Below are 20,715 nucleotides of genomic sequence, written 5' to 3' on the forward strand. Positions count from 1 at the left end.
CTCAATCCTTGACCATCAGCTTGCGCGGCACGTTGGCGAGGCACTCGACACCGCTTTCGGTGATGAGAATGCTCTCCGTCGTCTCGAACCCCATGTCCTCGAGCCAGAGGCCAGTCATGAAATGGAAGGTCATGCCGGGCTTCAGCTCCGTCCGGTCGCCGGGCCGCAGGCTCATGGTGCGCTCGCCCCAGTCCGGCGGATAGGAAAGCCCGATCGGATAACCCGTGCGGTTGTCCTTGACGATCCCGTATTTCTTCAGCACCGCGAAGAAGGCATTGGCGATATCCTCGCAGCTATTGCCGGGTCTGGCGACCGCAAGACCGGCTTCCATGCCTTCCAACGTCGCTTTTTCGGCGTCGAGAAAGGCCTGCGTCGGCTTGCCGAGGAAGACGGTGCGCGACAGCGGCAGATGATAGCGGTTGTAGCAGCCGGCGATCTCAAAGAAGGTGCCCTCCCCCTTCTTCAACGGCCGGTCGTCCCAGGTCAGATGCGGTGCGGATGCTTCGACGCCGGACGGCAGCAGCGGCACGATGGCCGGATAGTCGCCGCCGATGCCGTCGACGCCGCGGGTGCCGGCGTCATAGATTTCCGCTACCAGATCGCACTTGCGCATGCCGACCTCGATCTTGTCGAAGATGCGGGCGTGCATGGCTTCCACAATCCGGGCGGCATTGCGCATGTACTTGATTTCGGTCTCGCTCTTGACCGCGCGTTGCCAGTTGACCAGCGCGGTCGCGTCGACGAAGCGCGCATTCGGCAGATGCCTCTGCAGCGCAGCGAAGGCGGCGGCGGAAAACCAGTAATTGTCCATCTCGACGCCGATCGTCAGCTTGGCGAAGCCGCGCTCCGTCAGGATGCCGGAGAGGTAATCCATTGGATGACGCTCGGTCGACTGCACGTAGTGATCGGGATAGCCGACGATATTGTCGTGCTTGACGTAGGCGGTGAGCTTGGCGCCATTGGCGTCCTGGCCGCGGCCGAACCAGATCGGCTCGCCCTGCGGCGGCACGATCACCGCCTGATGCACGTAGAAGGACCAACCGTCATAGCCGGTCAGCCAGGCCATGTTCGAGGGATCGCTGACAACAAGCAGGTCCACACCCTTCGCTTCCATGGCACGCCGTGTTTTTTCCAGCCGCGCGGCATATTCGCCGAGCGAAAACTTCAGATTGGGTTGGGTCATGTTTCTTCCCTTCTTTTCCGGCGCCGCGCCGGTCAGCTTTCGAACGTGGTCCCCGCCTTCATCCCGCCGGCGCGGGCGAAGGCGAGAGTGGCGATAGCGGTGTCCTGGATGCCGGTGCCGGTGAGGTCGGCAATGGTGATCTGCTCGCTGCTCGTTCTGCCCGGCATCCGGCCGGAAACGATCCGGCCGAGCTCGGCGAAATCGGCATCGGCCGCGACCAGACCGGCTTCGATTGCGTGATGCAGCTCGCCGAGGCGGCGCGTCTGTTTCAGACTGTCGGCGACATAAAGGCCGGCCCGAGCGATGGCCACGGGATCGATTTCGTTCTTGTGCTCCGCATCCGATCCCATGGCTGTCAGATGCTGCCCGGGTTCGAGCCACCCGGCTTCGACGATCGGTTTTTCCGCAGGCGTGGTGGTCACGATAATGTCGGCACCGGAGATTGCCTCTCTCGGATCCGACGTAGCGATGACGGGAAATCCAAGTTCTCCGCTCAATTCGGCCGCTGCCTTCTGCGCCTTGGCGGCATCACGGGCCCAGATCCTGGCCTCGGCGATGGGCCGCACCAGCGTCAGTGCTTCGAGCTGCAGCCGAGCTTGCATTCCGGCGCCGAAAATTGCGGCCACGCTGGAGTCTTGCCGTGACAGGTATTTCGCAGCGACGGCGCCGGCTGCCGCGGTGCGCACATCCGTGAGATAGCCGTTGTCCAGAAGCAGCGCCTGCACCAGACCTGTCCGGCTGGACAGCAGCACCATCATGCCATTGGTGCTCGGCAGACCGATCTTTGGATTGTCGAAGAAACCGGGGCTGATCTTGATGGCGAAACCTTCAATGCCCGGAACGTAGGCGGTCTTCACATCGACCTCACCCCGATATTCCGGAATGTCGAGCCGCAGAATCGGCGGCATGGCGACCACCTTCGTTGCAAGCGCCGCGAAAGCCTGCTCGATGCAGGCGACCGCATCGCGATCGAGCACCACGATCTTGCGCAATTCCGCTTCCGTCAGAATGATCATGCGGTTCATGGGCCATCCTCCGTGAATGCCGTACCCTCGCCATTGATCACCCGGCGGTGCTGTTCCATGTCGACATTCCGCCCTGAAAGGATCGCAACGACCGGGCCGCCGGAGCTGATCTTGCCCGCCAGCAGCGCTGCTATTCCGACCGCTCCCGCGCCCTCGACGATCTCGCGCTCACAGGCATAGGCATGACGCATGCCTGCGGCGATCTCCGCCTCCGTCAGCAGGACGACCTCGTCGAGAAGCGCCTGGCACATGGTGAAAGTCACGCGATTGTCGAGGCCGATGCCACCGCCGAGCGAATCCGCAAGGCTTCTCACTTCCTCGACCTGCACCGGCCGTCCGGCATCGAGGCTCGCTTTCATCGCGGCGCCGTGTTCCATCGTCAGGCCGATCACTCTCGTTTTCGGATTGACGCCCTTGATTGCAGCGGCAACGCCCGCAGCAAGGCCGCCACCCGAGAGCGGCACCAGAACCGTGGCTGTCTGCGGCAATGCATCGACGATCTCGAGCCCCAGCGTCCCCTGCCCGGCTACGACAGCCGGGTGGTCAAAAGGCGGGACCATCACCAACCCTTGCTCTCGCACCAGCCGGTCCACCTCCTCCTGCGCCTCGTCCTGTGATCGACCGACGATGCACACATCGGCGCCCAGACGGCGGATTTCTGAAACCTTGTTCGCCGGCACCAGCCGCGACATGCAGATCGTTGCGACCATGCCTTGTGCCTTCGCCGCATGGGCAAGCGCCCGGCCGTGATTTCCCGTCGAGGCGGCGACGACCCCGCGCACGCGTTCCGCCGGCGACAATGACGCTACCGCATTGGTCGCCCCGCGAAGTTTGAAGCTGCCCGTCGTCTGATGATGTTCGAGCTTCAGCCAGACCGGAACGCCCGCGATCTCGCCGAGCGATGCCGACGACACGATCGGCGTTTCCACAACACGGCCGGCGATCCGGTGCGCCGCCGCACGGATATCCTCCAAGGAAACTGGCAAGGGGGCCCTCATGCGCTCAGCCTTCCCCATAGGGCCTGGTCATCAGTTGACCGAGCTCGGGCCGCGGCTGACCGTCGCCGCAAAGCCGCAGGCATGCCCAGGCGGTGGCGAGATTGCTGGTCACCACCGGCTTGCCTGTCTCGGCTTCGATGCGGGCGGCAACCTGTGCGGCGCGCACGGCGGTGCAGGAAATGAACAGTGCATCGGATTGTGGCGCCAGCGCCTGGCGGGCAAAGGCGGCTATTTCATCCGGCGCAATCCGTGCCATCTCGCGGTCGTCGCTCAGACCGAGGCAGGTAAAGCGGTCGATCGCAAAACCATGACGGGTGAAATAATCCGCCATCGGCCGGCTGGTTTCGATCGTATAGGGTGTCAGCACGGAAATCCGCCTGGCGCCGAGCGCCTTCAGGGCTTCTACAGCAGCCGCCGTTGGCGTCACCACTGAAACGCCCGGCTTGGCCGCATGGATCGCTTCCTCGATCTTGCGGTCGCCGATCACGACCGAGGCGGCGGTGCAGGAATACATGACGGCATCCAGCGTCTCACCCGGCAGAATGAGCCCTGCGCCTTGGGTCAGCGACGGCTGCATCTTCAGGAGATTTTCTGCCGTCACGGGATTGGCGTAGTGGATGCGGCTGACATAGACGCCGATACGGTCGCTGGCGACCATGCGTCGGAAGTCGGCTTCCGTCGTGTGGTCGGTCGCCAGAATGACGAGGCCGATAAGTTTTTCCAGCGGCCGGTCGTCCAGCCGTGGCAGTCGGCCGGCGGGAATGATCTCGATCGATTTCGTCATGTCAGTCATCCATCCTGGCATAGCGCTCCTCGAGCCAGCGCAATCCGAGAACCGAAATCAGGCTGATGACGAGGAAGAAGACGCCGACGAGCGTCATGGGTTCAATATAGCGATAGTTGCTATTGGCGATGCTTTTGGCCTGGTTCATCAGTTCCAGCACGGTGATCGCCGATAGCAGTGGCGTTTCCTTGAACATGGCGATGAAATAATTGGCGAGCGCCGGGATCATTGGCGGGATCGCCTGCGGCAAGATCACGTGGATCCAGGCCTGGCGCGTCGTCAGATTGGTAGCCCTGGCCGCTTCCCATTGTCCGCGCGAAACGTTCTCGATGCCGGCGCGATAGACCTCGGCCGTATAGGTCGCATAATGAATGCCCATGCCGATGACGCCGGCGGTGAGCGGCGACAGCCGGATGCCGATATCCGGCAGGACGTAGAAGATGAAGTAGAGCTGCACCAGCAGCGGCGTACCGCGGATGAATTCCGCGACGAAGCCGACCGTTCCGGAAATGGCGGCGACCGGTGACCGCCGCGCGATGGCAAGCGCGAGGCCTGCGACCATGGCGACAGCAGCGCCGAGGATGGTCGCGAGAATGGTGATCTTGAACCCTTCGAGAAGGGTCGGCATGATCTGCCAGACGAAATCCCAATCCCATTCCATATGATCAGGTCCTCATGCCGTCGAGGCCGCGTGTCATCCGTCGCTCCAAGAGGCGCATCGCCGCCGAGATGGCGGAGGCCATGAGGAAATAGAGGATGAGGATCGTTGCGAAGGGCACCAGCGTATTGCCGGTCTGCGCCCGCACCACTTGCGCCTGAAAGGTCATGTCGGTCAGCGAGATCAGCGACACGACGGCCGTGCCCTTCAAAAGCTCGATCGCATTGTTGCAGAAGGTCGGCAGCATCAGCGGCAATGCCAGCGGCAGGATGACGTGGCGCATGCGCTGGTAGCGCGACAGATTGAGCGCGATACAGGCTTCCGATTGTTCGCGCCCGACGGCCTTGACGGCGCCACGCACCACCTCCGCGCCATAGGCGCCGACATTCAGACCGAGCGCCAGCACGCCCGCCTGCAGCGGCGTCAGCGTCAATCCCGCGAAGGGCAGGACGAAATAGACCCAGAAGAGTTGGACGAAGATCGAGGTACCGCGAAAGAATTCGATATAGGCGGTCGCCAGAGCCCGGAGGGCGAAGAAACGCGACAGGCGGCCGAGACCGGCCAGGAAGGCCATGACGAGCGCCAGCGCCGAGCCCATGATCGTCAGCTCGAGCGTCACCAGGGCCCCTTGAAGGATCAGTGTCAGATAGCCGGACCAGACCGACATCGGCAGCTCATTTCTCTGGAGATGGCGCGAAGGGCAACCGGCCATCGGGAGCATGGCCGGCTGCTTACATCAGGTTACTTGGCGGCAGCGCACAGCTTTTCGCGGCTCGTCGACATCGCCGCCTTGGCCGAGAAGCCGTAGGGTTCGATGATCTTGGCGAACTCGCCCGATTCCTTCAGCTTCTTCAGCTCGACGTCGAAGGCATCGCGAAGCGCAACGTCCTGCTTACGGAAGGCGGCGCCGTCGCAATAGACCGGCGCATTGACGACGGGGGCGACGGTTTCGAGGTTCGGATCGTTCGCCTTGGTCAACAGGTCGTGGATCGACAGGACCGGCAGCGAATAGACGTCGATGCGGCCGTCCTGCAGCATCTTGATGCCGCTCTGCCCGTCCGGAACGACGATGACGCGGTCACGCGGCACGCCGGCTTCCAGCGCCAGCTTCTCTTCCGTACCGCCGCCCGGCGCGCCGATCTTGGCGTTCGGGTTGTCGGCGATATCCTTGTAGCTGGTCAGCTTCAGCGGGTTGCCCTTCTTGAGAGCAAAGGCTTCAGCGTCGCACAGGATCGGTTCGGAATAGGCGACGGCATTGCAGCGTTCGGGCTTCATGAACAGGCCCGCCGTAATTGCGTCGTGTCGGCCGGCCTGCAGGCCGGGAATCATCGCGCCGTACTCGGAGATAGAGGCGACGACTTCCTTGACGCCCAGCTTTTCGAAGATCACGCGGGCCACGTCGGGGGCAGCGCCCGAAACCTTGCCGTCGGCTCCGACCGCCGTGAACGGCGGCTCGTTGGCGATGGCGATACGGGCGAAACCCTGTTCCTTCAGCTGTTCGAGCTTGTCATCGGCGGCGGATACCGGAGCGGCCGCCGTAACCAGAAGCACCGACAGGCTGACGGCACTCAAAAAATATCCTGCTTTCATCGTTCCCAACTCCTGTGGCTTTCTCTTGCGTTTTGTTGTTCGCGGGCAATGTCTGAGGTCAGACGCGGTGCCCTGCCGCGATGATCTTACGCAGGAATGTCTGCGTCCTTTCCTGCGTCGGATTGCGGAAGATGTCGCCCGGCCTGCCTTCCTCGACGATCCTGCCGCGATCGAAAAACAGCACGCGGTCGGCAAAGTCGTGGGCAAAACCCATTTCGTGGGTGACGAGCAGCATCGTCATGTCGGTCTCGGAGGCGAGTCGGCGCATGACGTTCAGCACCTCCTCGACCAGCTCCGGGTCGAGCGCCGAGGTCACCTCGTCGAACAGCATGATCTTCGGCGACAGCGCCAGCGCCCGGGCAATGGCGACACGCTGCTTCTGCCCGCCGGAAAGCTGCGCCGGGACGCTTTTCGCCTTGTCGGCAAGGCCGACCATATCGAGAAGCTCCATCGCCCGCTTCTCCGCTTGCGGCCGCTTGATCCCCTTGGTCAGCATCGGCGCCAGCGTCACATTGTCGAGGACGCATTTATGCGGGAACAGGTTGAAGTGCTGAAAGACCATGCCGATCTTCTCGCGCATGCGATGCAGATGCCGTTCATCGGCCGCCACCAGTCCGCTGCCGCCGGGCATGTGATAGAGCTGCTCGCCGTCGACCTCGATATGGCCGCCGCTGATCGTCTCCAGCGTCATCAGGATGCGCAGGATCGTCGTCTTGCCGGAGCCGGACGGCCCGATCAGCGCCAGTTTCTCGCCCGGCATGACATTCATCGACAGGCCGTCGAGCACGGTCAGCGGACCGTATCTCTTGACGATGTTGTCGATGCGGATGATGGGCGAAGGCATTCATGTCTCTCCTTGTTGAGACAAGCAATGACCTAACGATGACGGCGCTCGAAAATCATGTCAATTCGTAAAATAATATCATGACAATTATTCTGCGGCTGTCGGCAAATGAGGCGCCCGCCTCAAATCGCGAGCAGCAGCTCTTCCGGATTTCCCTGCGCCAATGAGGCAACGATCCCCAGTCCCGTCCGCAGTTCGCCTTCCGTCGTCGAGCCGAGCGAGATGCGCACCGCCGGCGTCCAGCCGTGATCGGCGGTGCGGAAGGATTTGCCCGGCGCGATCGCCACGCCGCGCAGCCTTGCCTGCGACACGAAACCATCCTCCGTATGGCTGCCGAAAAGCGGCAGCCAGACATGCAGGCTTTGCGGATGCCTTCGATAGGAAAGGCCCGCCAGCATCTCCGCTGCGATCGCATGGCGCCCGACAAGGGCGCGGCGCTGCCAGTTGACAAGTTCCATCGCCGTGCCGTCGCTGACCCAGCGGGTGGCGATTTCGGCCATCGCCGGCGTCGCCATCCAATTGGAGACGAGATGGCGGTTGGCAACTGCGGCGACATAGCGGTCGGGCGCAACGAGATAGCCGATCCTGAGGCCCGGAACGGTGATCTTCGTGAAGCTTGTGACATAGAGCGTCCGCTCCGGCGCGAAGGCGGCCATCGGCGGCGCGCGGTCCTCGACCATTGGCCCGAGAATGTCGTTTTCGATGATCGCTATGTCATGCTTGGCGGCAACGGCAGCGAGCGCCTGCCGGCGCTCTGCGCTCATCAGCGCCGCCATCGGATTGATCACCGACGGCTGCAGGAAGATCGCCCGAATCGGCCCCGTCCGGCAGGCCTCGTCCAGCGCTTCGGGAATCATGCCCTCCTCGTCGATCGCCAGCCCCTCGAGATGCAGGCCGAGATAGGTGGAGAGCGGCACCAGCGTATGATGGCTGATCGCCTCGGTCGCAATGGTCGAACCGGGCGGGGCGACGCTCATCAGCGCCACCGTCATGCCCGATGTCGCGCCATTCGTCAGACTGATGTTCAGCGGCGATGCGTCGAGGCCGCAGCGCGCCAGCCATTCCGTGGCAACGACGCGATGGCGGGGAAAGACCATGTTCGGCCGGAACGACAGGGCCGAGCTCGACGGCAGATTTTCGGAGAGCCAGCCAAAGGCCTGGCGCAGCCTTTCCAGATGAATCTGCTCGCAGACCGGCTTCAGGATAGAGAGATCGATCACCTCGCCCAGCCGTTCCGGCAGATAAGGTGGTTCCGGCTCGCGCGGCCGCGTCTGCACGAAGCTGCCGCGTCCGATCTCGCCCGATATCAGCCCCCGGCGGCTCAGTTCGTCATAGGCTCGGCTCACCGTCTGCACGGAAAGATGCAGATCATCCGCCAGCTTGCGATGCGGCGGCAATTGCATGCCGTCGGAGAGCTTGCCGTCGGTGATCGCATTAGCGATCTGCTCGGCAAGCGAGAGATAGGCAGGCCGGCGGAGTTGCGAGGGATCGGGGCGCCAATTTGTCATGATTTCAACACTGCTGAAAATCAGTTCAATTGACAATGCCAAAATGCGCATCCATTGTCTTTTCACCGCGTTTGAAATGATTTCTTTCTAAAGAAAGCGCCATGAAACTCGACGCCATCGATTTGCGAATCCTCGACGCCATCCAGCACGACGGACGCATTACCAAGCTGGCGCTGGCCGAAAAGGCAGGGCTGTCGCCTACGCCATGCTGGATGCGGCTGCGCAAGCTCGAAAAGGCGGGGATCATTACCGGCTACCACGCCCGCATCGCGCCGCGGCGCATAGCGCCGGTCGCCAGCGTGATGATGGAAGTGACGCTCGCCAATCATCGCCAGGCCGATTTCGAGCGCTTCGAGCGCGCCGTTGCCGCAACCCCCGAGATCGTCGCCTGCTGGTCGGTCGGCGGCGGCGTCGACTATATCCTGAAAATCATGGCGGCCGATATCGACGCTTATCAGCGGCTGGTCGACGGTCTTCTCGACCGCGAACTCGGCATCGACCGCTACTTCACCTACGTCGTCACCAAGACGGTGAAGGAGGACACAGTCCTTCCGGTCTCTTCCTTCTCCGCCTCCGGGAAGGAAGAACACAACGTCTCCTAGACAATCTGTCTAGCAGACGGCCGTCCTTTAGACCGTCTGTCTCTTTCCGCCTTCGGTAAAGGACAATCTCTCGTCGGCTCTTGTGGAAGACTTGCGTCAACCGCAAACGAGGAGATGGACATGACCGCCGTTTTTGCCCGCCCCGACTATCATGATGCGCTGTCACGGCTTGCCGACCGTCATCTCCTTCGCGATCTCGCCTATGTCGGCGGCCGGTGGATCGCGGGGGCGACAGGCAAAAGCTTCGCTGTTGCCGATCCGGCCTCTTCGGCAACGCTGGCCTGGGTTGCGAGCCTCGATGCGGAGGAGACGGCGATGGCGATCGATGCGGCGTCGCAGGCCTTTGCCGCTTGGCGCGCGATGCTGCCGCAGCACCGCGCGGCGATCCTGCGAAAATGGCACGCGTTGATGCTCGCCGCCAGGGAAGATCTGGCGTTGATCATGACGCTCGAACAGGGCAAGCCGCTTGCCGAAGCGCGTGGTGAGATCGACTACGCCGCCTCCTTCATCGAGTGGTATGCCGAAGAAGGCAAGCGGCTGAACGCCGAAAGCGTCACCAGCCATCTGGCCGGGGCGGAAACGATTGTCCGGCGGGAGCCGCTTGGGGTCGTCGGTGTCGTCACGCCCTGGAATTTCCCTTCCGCCATGCTCACCCGCAAAGCGGCCGCAGCGCTTGCCGCAGGCTGCACGGTCGTCGCCCACCCCTCCTCGGAAACGCCGATTTCTGCCCTTGCGCTTGCCGAGCTCGGTGAACGGGCCGGCATTCCCGCCGGCGTCTTCAACGTGGTCACCGGCCATGCTGCAACGATCGTCGGACGGATGTGCAGCGATAGCCGCCTGCGCGCCATGAGCTTCACGGGTTCGACCGAGGTTGGCCGCCTGATCGCCGCCCAGTGCGCGCCGACCATGAAGCGGCTGGTAATGGAACTCGGCGGACACGCGCCGCTGATTGTCTTCGACGATGCCGATGTCACGAAAGCCGTCGAGATCGCCGTCGGCGCGAAGTTTGCCACATCAGGTCAGGATTGCCTTGCCGCCAACCGCATTTTTGTCCAGCGACGCATTGCCGATGCCTTCGCCACCGCTTTTACCGCGCGTATCGGCGCGCTGAAGGTCGGCGCAGGCATCGAGGCCGAAAGCGAAATCGGGCCGCTGATGCATGAACGCGCCGTCCTCAAGGTCGAGGACCAGGTCGCCGATGCCTTGACGCGTGGCGCCCGGCTCGTTGCCGGGGGCAGCCGCCATAGGGCCGGCCCACTCTTCTATCAGCCGACGCTTTTGGTGGATGTGCCGGCGGATGCGCTGATCATGCGTGAGGAGACTTTCGGGCCTGTGGCAGCACTTACCACTTTCGATACGGAGGAAGAGGTCGTCGCCCGTGCCAACGATACCGAATATGGCCTGGTCGCCTATGTCGTCACCGAGAATGGCGCCCGCCAGATGCGCCTCGGCCGCGCGCTGGAATACGGCATGGTGGCGATCAATCGCGTGAAGATCACCGGCGGCCCCATCCCCTTCGGCGGCTGGAAACAGTCCGGCCTGGGCCGGGAAGGCTCCCGCCACGGGCTCGAGGCCTTCACCGAGCTCAAATATCTCTGCATCGACACCGCCGCCTGAGCACCCAACTTCAAGAAGAGGACAGGACATGTTCGACAAAAGCAACGAACTCACCGCCTGGGACCGCGATCACTTCTTCCACCCCTCAACCCATATGGGCATGCATGCGCGCGGCGAGACGCCGACGCGCGTCGTCGCCGGGGGCGAAGGTGTCTACATCACCGACACCAGCGGCCGCAAAAGCCTCGATGCCTTCGCCGGGCTTTATTGCGTCAACGTCGGCTACGGCCGCCAGGAGATCGCCGACGCCATCGCCGAACAGGCGAAGAACCTCGCCTACTACCACGCCTATGTCGGCCACGGCACGGAAGCGTCGATTACGCTTGCGAAATTGATCATCGACCGCGCACCCGCGGGCATGAGCCGCGTCTATTTCGGCCTTTCCGGCTCGGATGCCAACGAGACCAACATCAAGCTAATCTGGTATTACAACAACATTCTCGGCCGGCCGGAAAAGAAGAAGATCATCTCACGCTGGCGCGGCTATCACGGCTCCGGCGTCATGACCGGCAGCCTCACCGGTCTTGCGCTTTTTCACAATGCTTTCGACCTGCCGCGCGCGCCGATCCTCCACACCGAAGCGCCCTATTATTTCCGCCGGCCCGACCGGTCGATGAGCGAGGAGCAATTCTCGCAACATTGCGCCGACAGACTGGAGGAGATGATTGTCGCCGAGGGGCCCGACACCATTGCCGCCTTCATCGGCGAACCGATCCTCGGCACCGGCGGCATCGTCCCGCCGCCCAAGGGGTATTGGCAGAAGATCCAGACGGTGCTCGACAGATACGATATCCTGCTGGTCGCCGACGAGGTCGTCACCGGCTTCGGCCGTCTCGGCACGATGTTCGGCTCTGATCACTACGGCATGAAGCCGGACCTGATCACCATCGCCAAAGGCCTGACCTCGGCCTATGCTCCGCTTTCCGGCTCGATCGTTTCAACCAAAATGTGGCAGGTGCTGGTGCAGGGCTCCGATCAGCTCGGCGCAATCGGCCATGGCTGGACCTATTCCGCCCATCCGATCTGCGCTGCCGCAGGTATCGCCAATCTGGAATTAATCGACGAACTCGGCATCGTCGACAATGCCAGCACGACCGGCAGCTATTTCCGGTCGCAGTTGCAAGAGGCGGTTGGCGGCCATCGGAATGTCGGTGAAGTCCGCGGCGACGGTCTGATGGCCGCTGTCGAATTCGTCGAGGACAGGGACGACCGCCGGTTCTTCGATCCCGGCCGCAAGATCGGTCCGCAGGTCGCATCCGCCCTACTCGAACGTGGCGTCATCGGCCGCGCCATGCCGCAGGGCGATATTCTCGGCTTCGCTCCACCACTCTGCCTCACCCGCGAAGAAGCAGACGTCGTCGTCAAGGCGGCTGCGGACGCGATCGAAAGTGTTTTCAGAACCATCTGAGGAGAAGAGCCGCATGACGATCCCGGAAAAGATGGCGGCGGTGTTGCTCACCGGCCATGGCGGCCTGGAAAAGCTCGTCTACGACACGGACTTTCCTGTTCCGACACCGGCGGAGGGCGAGGTGCTGATCCGCGTTACCGCCTGCGGCATGAACAATACCGACGTCTGGGTGCGCGAAGGCGCCTACGGCACAGAGGATGATCCCTCCGCCGTCTCTACCTGGCGCAGGCAGGGCAATACGCTGACATTCCCGCGCATCCAGGGCACCGATACCGTCGGTCATATCGTCGGCGTCGGCGCCGGCGTTGATCCGAGACGCATCGGCGAACGCGTCATGGTCGACTTCTCGATCTATAATCGCGACGACGACAGTCTTGCCGACATCGATTACATGGGCCACGGGCGGGATGGCGGCTACGCCGACTATATGGTGCTGCCTGCCGAGAACGCCCATGTCGTCGCGACCGATCTGACCGATGTCGAGCTCGCCACCTTCTGCTGCGCCTATCTCACAGGCGAACGGATGCTGGAACGGGCCAGGCTTGTTGCCGGTGAGCGCGTTCTCGTCACCGGCGCCTCCGGCGGCGTCGGCTCGGCGATCATCCAGCTTGCACGCGCCCGCGGCGCTATTCCGATCGCCGTCGCCGGTCCCGGCAAGGAGGCGGCGATGCTCGAGATCGGCGCCGAAGCGGTCGTGACCCGCGGCAAGGGCGATCTTGCCGAAGCCGTGCATTCGGCAAGCCGCGGACAACCGATCGATGTCGTCGCCGATCTCGTTGGCGGGCCTCTGTTCAACGATCTCCTGAAGATCCTGCGCCCCGAGGGCCGCTATACGACGGCCGGGGCGATCGCCGGGCCCGTCGTCCAGCTCGACCTGAGGACCATGTATCTGAAGCAGCTTGAACTGCATGGATCTAGCCAGGGAAGCCGCGCCGACTTCCGCCGGCTGGTCGGCTATATCGAAAGCCGCAAGATCCGGCCTCTCGTCGGCGGTGTTTATCCGCTGTCGGAATTTCATCGCGCCCAGACCGATTTCATGGCGAAGAACTTCGTCGGCAAATTGGTCGTGGTTCCCGACCAGAGATAGTGCGCTTCCCCGATCACACCGCCGGCGAACCTTATCGGTTTAGCGGCGTTTCACGGCCATGGACAGCGGCAAAACGACATATCTCACCCCTGCCGAACTGGCGCGAATTCGCCGCGCTGCTAGCATAGCCCGTCTGATGGATACCGCCGTCCGATTGCCGGTCGTCGGCGTGCGGATCGGCGCGGACTCGGTCCTCGGCCTTATCCCCGCTGTCGGCGACATTGCCGGATCCCTGATCGGTCTTTTCATCATCGACGAGGCAAGGCGGCTCGGCCTTCCCGCCCACAAACTCGCCCGCATGGCGGTTAATCTCGGCGTCGACGCCGCCTGCGGCACGGTTCCGCTGATCGGAGATCTCTTCGACGTCTATTTCAAGTCTCACCGCCGCAATGTCGGCATCATCCTTGACCACTTCGGGGTGAGCGAGGACGAGCTGAACCGGCGAATCTGATGCCGAGCAATCTGCAGAAGCCGCCCATGAACCGCAGCGATCTTTGCCTAAAGATCGGTCAAAGCGCCCGCCGTCTTCACGGCGTGATCAAGGACGAACTGCAGCTTGGCGGCGTGGCCGAAGCCCGGCTCATCCGGCTGCCCCTTTTGCACGGCGTTTGCAAATCGCTGGAAATTCGTGAGGACCGGTTTGACCTCAATCGTGCGCCAGATCGCCTTGTCGGCATCTGCGCCTTCACAGGTCCTGAGGGTGGAGCCTTCAGGCGTGTGCACCACCTCCAGCGCACCCTTGTCTCCATGCAGGCGCAGGCGCAGTTCGTTCAGATGACCGGTTGCCCAGCGCGTCGCATGAATGACGCCGGCGGCACCGTTTTCGAGTTCGGCCATCATCAGGAAACTGTCGTTTGCGTCGAGGTCATACTCGCCGATGCGGTTACCGGGGCTCTTGTCGAACACCTTGAGGTGCGATGCCGCCGCCTTGACGTCGCTTCCGGCGGCAAAAACCGCGAAATCGAGGATGTGAATACCGACATCGCCCAGCACGCCGTTGGAGCCGTGCTTCGTCGACAGCCGCCAGAGCCATTGCGATTCCTTGGTCCAGTCGCCCCAGGCCTTCGAGACCAGCCAGCTCTGCAGATAGGACGCTTCGAAGTGACGGATGGCGCCGAGGCGCCCGTCCAGCACCATTTTGCGCGCTGCCTGCAACGGCGCCACGTTCCGATAGGTCAGGTTGACCATCGTGACCTTGCCGGATGCCGCGGCGGCATCGGCCATCTCCTTGGCTTCGCGGTAGTTGACCGCCAGCGGCTTCTCGCAGAGGACATGCTTGCCCGCAGCGAGTAACTTCATCGTCGTGGAATAGTGCGCGCGATCCGGCGTGACATTGGTGACGGCGTCAAATTCTCCCCAGGCAAGGGCGTCATCGAGCGACGTGAACGTCAGCGGGATAGTATGCCTGAGCGCGAAGGCCCGCAGCCGAACCTCGTCCGTATCGACAGCGGCAACAATTTTGACGCCGGCGATTTCCGAAAAATGCATGGCATGGGTATTTGCCCATCCTCCGGTACCGAGAATGATCAAGCGCATTCTTTTGTCCTCGTCGTTATCCATCAAAGCGTGAGCGGCCGCGCGATCATCGCGGCGTCTTGCGGGGCCAAACGGCCCTGCCCACGGCATCTCATCTGTTATCGGTATCCGGCTTCGCCGGCCTGGTGCAGTCTGGGGCCGCGTTCAACGATCGGCTCCAATGCCTTTTCCACCGGCACATTTGGAGCGTCGGTAATGGCAGTCAACGCGCCCTCGGGGTTATAGGCCCACTTGACGCCGTTGATCAGCACCTTCTGCACCGTAGCGTCGTGATAGGTCGGATAGGTCTCATGGCCCGGGCGGAAATAGAAGATGTTGCCGGCGCCGCGGCGCCAGGTCAGGCCCGAGCGGAACACTTCCCCGCCCTGGAACCAGGAGATGAACACCGTTTCCAGCGGCTCCGGCACCGAGAACTGCTCGCCATACATTTCCTCGTTCTCCAGCTCGAAATGCTCGCCGATGCCGGCGGCGATCGGATGGCGCGGGTTGATCGTCCACAGCCGCTCGCGCTCGCCCGCCTCGCGCCATTTCAGCGCGCAGGGCGTGCCCATCAGCCGCTTGAAAATCTTCGAGAAATGGCCGGAATGCAGGACGAGAAGGCCCATGCCCTCCCAGACGCGCTTGGCGACGCGCTCGACGACGACATCGGAGACCGCCCCATGATCCTTGTGGCCCCACCAGGTCAGGACGTCGGTTTCGGCAAGCCGGGCTTCGCTCAGCCCATGTTCCGGCTCCTGCAGCGTCGCCGTGGTCGCGGAGATGCCTGGGTCGGTATTCAGCGCATTGGCGATCGTCGTATGCATGCCTTCGGGGTAGATGCCCCGGACGACCGCATTGGTATTCTCGTGGATGTTTTCACCCCACACAACGGTGCGTATGGTCACGTCGTTTTCTCCTTGTAGTTGAAGCGGATCGAGCCTGGAAAGGACATCGATGCCTGGAAGATCAGGCTGCCCGCATGGATTCACGTTCGAGCGCCCGGCCCGACCGGTCGAAACGGTGGATGTGACCGGCAAGTGGCGCGAGTCCAAGCGTCTGGCCCGGCTCATGACGAGAGACGCCGGCCTCCCGCACGACAAGCGGCTCATCCGCCTCGATGTCCAGATAGACGAAGCTATCGGAACCGAGGATTTCCGAATGGATGACCGTGCCACGCCAAACCGGCGACTCGGCCGTGATGCGCACATGCTCCGCGCGTACACCGATCGTATGGCTGTCATAGGGCTGCGCCAGCCCGCCCGACAGGAAATTCATTTTCGGCGAACCGATGAAGCCGGCGACAAAGACCGAATTCGGGCTTTCGTAAAGTTCCAGCGGCGTGCCGATCTGCTCGACGACGCCGTCCCTCAACACGCAGATCCGATCGGCCAGCGTCATGGCCTCGACCTGATCATGCGTCACATAGATCATCGTCGTGCCGTGCATGCTGCGATGAAGCTTGGCGATCTCAAGCCTCGTCGCGACCCGAAGCGCCGCATCGAGGTTGGACAGCGGTTCGTCGAAGAGAAAGACCTTGGGATCGCGCACGATCGCCCGGCCGATGGCGACGCGCTGACGCTGTCCGCCGGAAAGCTGTCGCGGCAAGCGGTCCAGATAGGATGAGAGCTGCAGCATACCGGCCGCCTGCTCGACGCGCTGGCGGCATTCGTCTCTGTTGCTCCCTGAAAGCTTCATGCCGAAAGCCATGTTGTCGAAGACCGTCATATGCGGGTAGAGCGCGTAGGACTGGAACACCATGGCGATCCCTCTCTTCGATGGCGCGTGCCGGTTCACGGTCTCGCTATCGAAGGAAAGCGTTCCGGAGGTGATGTCCTCGAGGCCGGAGATAAGCCTGAGCAGCGTGGACTTGCCGCATCCCGAAGGTCCGACGAACACCATGAATTCGCCTCGGCGGATGTCCATCGTCACGCCCTTGATCACCTCGAAAGCGCCGAAGCTCTTGCGGATATTTTCCAGTCGGATTTCTGCCATGTCCTACTCCCTCAGCCCTTAACGCCGCCGGCGGTCAGCCCCGAAATGATCCGGCGCTGGAATATCAAAACAAGCACGACAACCGGGACAGTGACGATCACCGAAGCGGCCATGATGTTGCCCCAGGGAATTTCGAATTCGCTGTTGCCCGACAGCAGGGCGATGGCAACCGGGACGGTCCGCTGCGTATCGGACGATGTGAACGTCAGCGCGAACAGAAATTCGTTCCACGCGGCGATGAAGGCAAGCAGCCCGGTTGTCACCAGCGCCGGCCACATCAGCGGCATGAACACCTGGGTGACGATGACCCACGGTGAAGCGCCGTCGACGATCGCCGCCTCCTCGATCTCGATCGGCAATTCCCGCATGAAGGTCGTCAGCACCCAGACGGTGAACGGTAGCGTGAAGATCACGTAGGAAAAGATCAGCGCGAAGGGCGTGTTGAAGATGCCGATCCATCGGATGAGTTCGAAGAGGCCGGCAAGAACCGCAATCTGCGGAAACATCGACACCGAAAGGATGGTCAGCATCAACAGTGCCCGTCCGCGGAAATTCACCCGCGCGAGAGCGAACGAAGCGGTGATCGAAAGCAACAGCGATGCTGAAACCACGATGCAGGCGATCATCGCGGAATTGGCAAGACTGCGGACGAAGCTGCCTTGGCCCATCACCGAAGCGTAGTTGCCTAAGGAGATCGAGGTAGGCCAGTAATCAACTTCGAAAAGCGCAGTACCGGTCTTCAGGCTGGTGAGGATCGCATAGTAGAATGGGAAAACCGCAATGATGACGATGATCGTAACGAGCAGGTAGAAGAGCGTGTTCTTGGTGATCGAAAGCAGCATCAGCGTTCCTCCCCGCCGAGCTTGACGCGGCCGAGCCAGATATAGAAGACGGTGACGGAGGCGATGATGAGGAAAAGCACCGTAGACGCGGTGGCGCCATAGGCGAACTTATCGAAGTCGAACAGGTTCTCGCGCGCCATGACCGACATGGTCTTCGTCTGGGCATTGTTGGGCGTCAGAACATAGATCAGATCGAAGATGCGCATCGCATCCAGCATCCGGAAAATCACGGCAACCATGATGGCAGGCCGGATCAGCGGCAGCGTCAGACGCCAGAAAACCTTGATCGGATTGACGCCATCGATCTTGGCCGCTTCATAGATATCCCCGGGCACCATCTGCAGCCCGGCAAGGATCAGAAGCGCCATGAAGGGCGTCGTCTTCCAGACGTCGACGATCAACACGGCGACCATCGCCGTTTCCGGATTAGCGGTCCAGGCGATCTTCTCGGTGATCAGACCGAAGCCGAGCAGAATATCATTGAGAATGCCGAACTGGTCGTTGAGCATCCAGGCCCACATCTTGGCCGAAACGATGGTCGGTATCGCCCAGGGAATGAGGATCGCAGCCCGAACGATTCCACGTCCGACGAACTGAGCGTTCAGCACCAGCGCGACGATCAAGCCGAGCATCGTCTCAATCGCGACGGAAAGGACGGTGAATTTGGCCGTGTTCCAGACGGCATTCCACCAGACCGGATCGGCAAGCAGACCCCGATAGACGGTCTTCCCGCTCTTCAGCGTCACCCACGACAGATAATTAGCAAAGCCGACGAATTGCGCATTGCCAAGGTCGTTGAGTGACGCATTCGTAAAGCTGAAATAGATCGTTCTGAAGAGCGGCCAGCCAGCGACGATTGCCAGGCTCAACAGCGTCGGCGCCAGAAACACCCAGGCCGATCGAATACGCTCGGATCGCAGCTCCGTAGAAGCTCTGAGCTTGGAAATCCTTGGTTCAACTGCTTGCGAAACTACGATTTCAGTCATGAAACGCCTCCCCGGTTGCTCGTCCGAAACCGGGCCGGCGGCTTCACAGCCGCCGGCCGGGTTCTTACCAGGCGTCGCCCTTGAGGGTCGTCAGGTCGGCTTCGAGAAGCTCGAGGTTCTCGGCGGCCGAGCCGCTGCCGGACAGCGTGTTGTGCACGGCCGTCCAGAACTTCGAGGACACTTCGTTGTACTTGACCTTGGCGGTCGCCGAAGGACGCGGCACCGCGTTCTGGAAAATCGGTTTCCAGTTCGGCATGAAGGGCTGCGCGGCGGCAACATCCTTGTCGTCATAAAGATCGGTCAGCGTCGGCAGATTGGATAGCTCGATGGCGCGAGCCTTCTGAACGTCCTCCGACGCCAGGAATTTTACCAGCGCGACGGCCGCTTCCTGTTGTTCCGAATATTTCGAAACCGCCAGGTTCCAGCCGCCAAGCGTCGAAGACGGCTTGTCGCCGGCCGCGGCAACCGGCAACGTCATGACGTCGAACTTGCCTTTCACAGCGCTGTCGGTACCATTGCCGAGGGAATAGGCATAGGGCCAGTTGCGCATAAAGACGGCGTTGCCTGTCTGCCAAACACCGCGCGATTCTTCTTCCTGATATGCGAGCACGCCTGGGGGTGTGATCGTTCCGATCCAGCCCTTGGCGCGTTCAAGCGCTGCCGCCGCCTTTTCGTTGTTGATCGAAATTGTCCCGTCTGGCTCGACAATCTGGCCGCCGCCCGACGACTTCACCCATTCCAGCGCGTTGCAGGTCAGCCCTTCATAGGAGTTGCCCTGGAAGACGTAGCCCCAAAGGTCCTTCTGTCCGGCCTGGCGTTCCTTATCCTGAACTTCCTTCGCGGTCGCGGCCATCTCGTCCCAGGTCTTTGGCGGCAGCTTGCCGTATTTTTCAAGCAGGTCCTTCCGGTAAAACAGCGCCGGAGCATCTGTAAACAGCGGCAACGCCACCAGTCGGCCGTTGACCGTCTGCGAGGCAATGATCGACGGGAAGAACTGGCCGGCCACGTCTTTGGTAGCTTCCTTCAGATCGATGAACTGGTCTGCAAGCTGCGGCGCCCAGATAACGTCGGTCTGATAGACGTCGATGTCCTTGTTTCCGGCGGCAAGCCACAGGCGATATTGGGAGAACTGCTCGCTGCTCGATGAGGGCATGGTGACGAGCTTGACCTGATTGCCGGTCTCCTTCTCGAAAATCGCCAGCTGCTTATTGAGGAATTCGACGTTTTTCCCGGTGGTGTTGGCGGCAAATGAAATTTCGGCGGCATGGATCGAACCGGCGATGGCGATGGCCACGCCGAGCGCCGATAAGCCTAAAGCAAACTTTTTCATGATCTCCTCCCAGAAATTGAAATCGGTTTGGACGACCGAACATTGCAGAAGGCTTGAAGGGCGTCAAGCCGCCAAATGAGCCATTCACAGTTGTGGGATATTGGCAATATTGGCTTCATATGCAGCTTGGGAGGCAATTTGAAGGCCCCACAGGCCACGTCTCAGGCTGATCTATTTGAAATCGATTTCAATTATCATTGGATTGGCTAGGCTCAGGACTCATTGATCAAAGCCAGAAGATAACGGCGGCTGCGATGCAGATTGCCGAGAAAAAGGTGTGAGCACACCGGTCGTAGCGCGTCGCGATGCGCCGCTAGTCCTTGAGCTTGGCGAACAGGTTTTCGACCTGGCGCTGGCGGTAGAGGACCTTATCGTAGGCGAAGGGTATCTTGCGGCTCTTCGATGATGGGATGCACGGCTCGATGCCTCTAGCCTCGAGTTCCTCGCGGAACCAGGTGCTGTCATATCCGCGATCGGCAATCAGGTGATCGGCGGGAGGCAAGGCGTCGAGCACGAGACGTGCGCCCTTATGGTCGCTCATCTGACCCTCTGACAGAAGCAGGATAATCGGCCGTCCGTCTACGTCGCATACGGTGTGGAGCTTTGAATTCAGCCCGCCCTTGGTTCGCCCAACACGACGGGGAACATCCCCTTTTTAAGCAGGCTCGCCGCCGTGCGGTGGGCTTTGAGATGGGTCGCGTCGATCATGATGCGCTCCGGCTTCGGCCCCTCGCCGGCGAGCCCGG

At 61.8% G+C, this 20,715-nt stretch carries 20 protein-coding genes and 1 pseudogene; 5 read left to right on the plus strand and 16 right to left on the minus strand.

All coding sequences use genetic code 11. The features are described 5' to 3' along the window. Position 1: 1 nt before the first annotated feature. From doeA to ehuR, 9 genes are all read right to left on the minus strand, one after another. On the minus strand, positions 2-1,183 hold the full coding sequence (gene doeA / locus B5E41_RS11755) for an ectoine hydrolase DoeA (protein ID WP_088393730.1): 1,182 nt from the start codon (positions 1,181-1,183) through the stop codon (positions 2-4). Positions 1,184-1,215: 32 nt separating this feature from the next. After that, positions 1,216-2,208 carry an ectoine utilization protein EutC gene (gene eutC, locus B5E41_RS11760; RefSeq protein ID WP_088393732.1) on the minus strand — a complete coding sequence of 331 codons (993 nt, stop codon included), beginning with the start codon at positions 2,206-2,208 and terminating at the stop codon, positions 1,216-1,218. Continuing rightward, positions 2,205-3,206 (minus strand): hydroxyectoine utilization dehydratase EutB, encoded by a 1,002-nt coding sequence (gene eutB, locus B5E41_RS11765; RefSeq protein ID WP_088393734.1) that lies wholly within the window; start codon positions 3,204-3,206, stop codon positions 2,205-2,207. Before eutB ends, eutC begins: the two co-directional genes overlap by 4 nt. A gap of 4 nt (positions 3,207-3,210) precedes the next feature. Further along, a complete protein-coding gene (gene eutA / locus B5E41_RS11770; RefSeq protein WP_088393736.1) occupies positions 3,211-3,990 on the minus strand; it encodes an ectoine utilization protein EutA in 780 nt (259 codons plus the stop codon). A 1-nt stretch (position 3,991) separates the two neighbouring features. Further along, complete coding sequence (ehuD, locus tag B5E41_RS11775; protein WP_064807445.1) at positions 3,992-4,651, minus strand: ectoine/hydroxyectoine ABC transporter permease subunit EhuD; 660 nt, start codon at positions 4,649-4,651, stop codon at positions 3,992-3,994. Positions 4,652-4,655: 4 nt separating this feature from the next. Next, positions 4,656-5,315 carry an ectoine/hydroxyectoine ABC transporter permease subunit EhuC gene (gene ehuC, locus B5E41_RS11780; RefSeq protein WP_088393804.1) on the minus strand — a complete coding sequence of 220 codons (660 nt, stop codon included), beginning with the start codon at positions 5,313-5,315 and terminating at the stop codon, positions 4,656-4,658. Positions 5,316-5,389: 74 nt separating this feature from the next. Next, positions 5,390-6,238: an ectoine/hydroxyectoine ABC transporter substrate-binding protein EhuB gene (gene ehuB / locus B5E41_RS11785; RefSeq protein WP_020919733.1), complete on the minus strand. Its 849-nt coding sequence runs from the start codon at positions 6,236-6,238 to the stop codon at positions 5,390-5,392. Positions 6,239-6,296: 58 nt separating this feature from the next. After that, positions 6,297-7,082: an ectoine/hydroxyectoine ABC transporter ATP-binding protein EhuA gene (gene ehuA / locus B5E41_RS11790; RefSeq protein ID WP_088393738.1), complete on the minus strand. Its 786-nt coding sequence runs from the start codon at positions 7,080-7,082 to the stop codon at positions 6,297-6,299. A gap of 122 nt (positions 7,083-7,204) precedes the next feature. After that, a complete protein-coding gene (ehuR, locus tag B5E41_RS11795; protein ID WP_088393806.1) occupies positions 7,205-8,590 on the minus strand; it encodes a MocR-like ectoine utilization transcription factor EhuR in 1,386 nt (461 codons plus the stop codon). Between the two features lie 101 nt (positions 8,591-8,691). Between ehuR and B5E41_RS11800 the strand changes: the two genes are divergently transcribed. The 5 genes from B5E41_RS11800 (at position 8,692) to B5E41_RS11820 (ending at position 13,755) form a co-directional block, all read left to right on the plus strand. Beyond that, positions 8,692-9,192, plus strand: a complete 501-nt coding sequence (locus B5E41_RS11800; RefSeq protein ID WP_088393740.1) for an Lrp/AsnC family transcriptional regulator — start codon at positions 8,692-8,694, stop codon at positions 9,190-9,192. A gap of 120 nt (positions 9,193-9,312) precedes the next feature. Beyond that, positions 9,313-10,809, plus strand: a complete 1,497-nt coding sequence (locus B5E41_RS11805) for an NAD-dependent succinate-semialdehyde dehydrogenase (RefSeq protein WP_088393808.1) — start codon at positions 9,313-9,315, stop codon at positions 10,807-10,809. Positions 10,810-10,837: 28 nt separating this feature from the next. After that, entirely contained in the window at positions 10,838-12,217 is a 1,380-nt protein-coding gene (locus B5E41_RS11810; protein WP_088393742.1) for an aspartate aminotransferase family protein, read from the plus strand. A 13-nt stretch (positions 12,218-12,230) separates the two neighbouring features. Beyond that, positions 12,231-13,304 (plus strand): alcohol dehydrogenase family protein, encoded by a 1,074-nt coding sequence (locus B5E41_RS11815; RefSeq protein ID WP_088393744.1) that lies wholly within the window; start codon positions 12,231-12,233, stop codon positions 13,302-13,304. 58 nt (positions 13,305-13,362) lie between these two features. Next, a complete protein-coding gene (locus B5E41_RS11820; RefSeq protein WP_088393746.1) occupies positions 13,363-13,755 on the plus strand; it encodes a DUF4112 domain-containing protein in 393 nt (130 codons plus the stop codon). 47 nt (positions 13,756-13,802) lie between these two features. Here B5E41_RS11820 and B5E41_RS11825 read toward each other — a convergent pair whose 3' ends face one another. The 7 genes and pseudogenes from B5E41_RS11825 to B5E41_RS32160 form a co-directional block, all read right to left on the minus strand. After that, complete coding sequence (locus B5E41_RS11825; RefSeq protein WP_011428513.1) at positions 13,803-14,840, minus strand: Gfo/Idh/MocA family protein; 1,038 nt, start codon at positions 14,838-14,840, stop codon at positions 13,803-13,805. Between the two features lie 98 nt (positions 14,841-14,938). Next, positions 14,939-15,724 (minus strand): ThuA domain-containing protein, encoded by a 786-nt coding sequence (locus B5E41_RS11830; RefSeq protein ID WP_088393748.1) that lies wholly within the window; start codon positions 15,722-15,724, stop codon positions 14,939-14,941. A 61-nt stretch (positions 15,725-15,785) separates the two neighbouring features. Further along, positions 15,786-16,811: an ABC transporter ATP-binding protein gene (locus tag B5E41_RS11835; RefSeq protein ID WP_088393750.1), complete on the minus strand. Its 1,026-nt coding sequence runs from the start codon at positions 16,809-16,811 to the stop codon at positions 15,786-15,788. Positions 16,812-16,822: 11 nt separating this feature from the next. Continuing rightward, a complete protein-coding gene (locus tag B5E41_RS11840) occupies positions 16,823-17,653 on the minus strand; it encodes a carbohydrate ABC transporter permease (protein ID WP_088393752.1) in 831 nt (276 codons plus the stop codon). Beyond that, a complete protein-coding gene (locus B5E41_RS11845; RefSeq protein WP_011428517.1) occupies positions 17,653-18,639 on the minus strand; it encodes a carbohydrate ABC transporter permease in 987 nt (328 codons plus the stop codon). The genes B5E41_RS11840 and B5E41_RS11845 overlap by 1 nt, the downstream gene beginning before the upstream one ends. Before the next feature lie 64 nt (positions 18,640-18,703). Further along, positions 18,704-19,969 carry an ABC transporter substrate-binding protein gene (locus B5E41_RS11850; RefSeq protein ID WP_088393754.1) on the minus strand — a complete coding sequence of 422 codons (1,266 nt, stop codon included), beginning with the start codon at positions 19,967-19,969 and terminating at the stop codon, positions 18,704-18,706. 226 nt (positions 19,970-20,195) lie between these two features. Next, positions 20,196-20,715: pseudogene (locus B5E41_RS32160) on the minus strand (IS5 family transposase); the annotation flags it as partial.

Source organism: Rhizobium esperanzae (assembly GCF_002204185.1).
GTDB lineage: Bacteria > Pseudomonadota > Alphaproteobacteria > Rhizobiales > Rhizobiaceae > Rhizobium > Rhizobium esperanzae.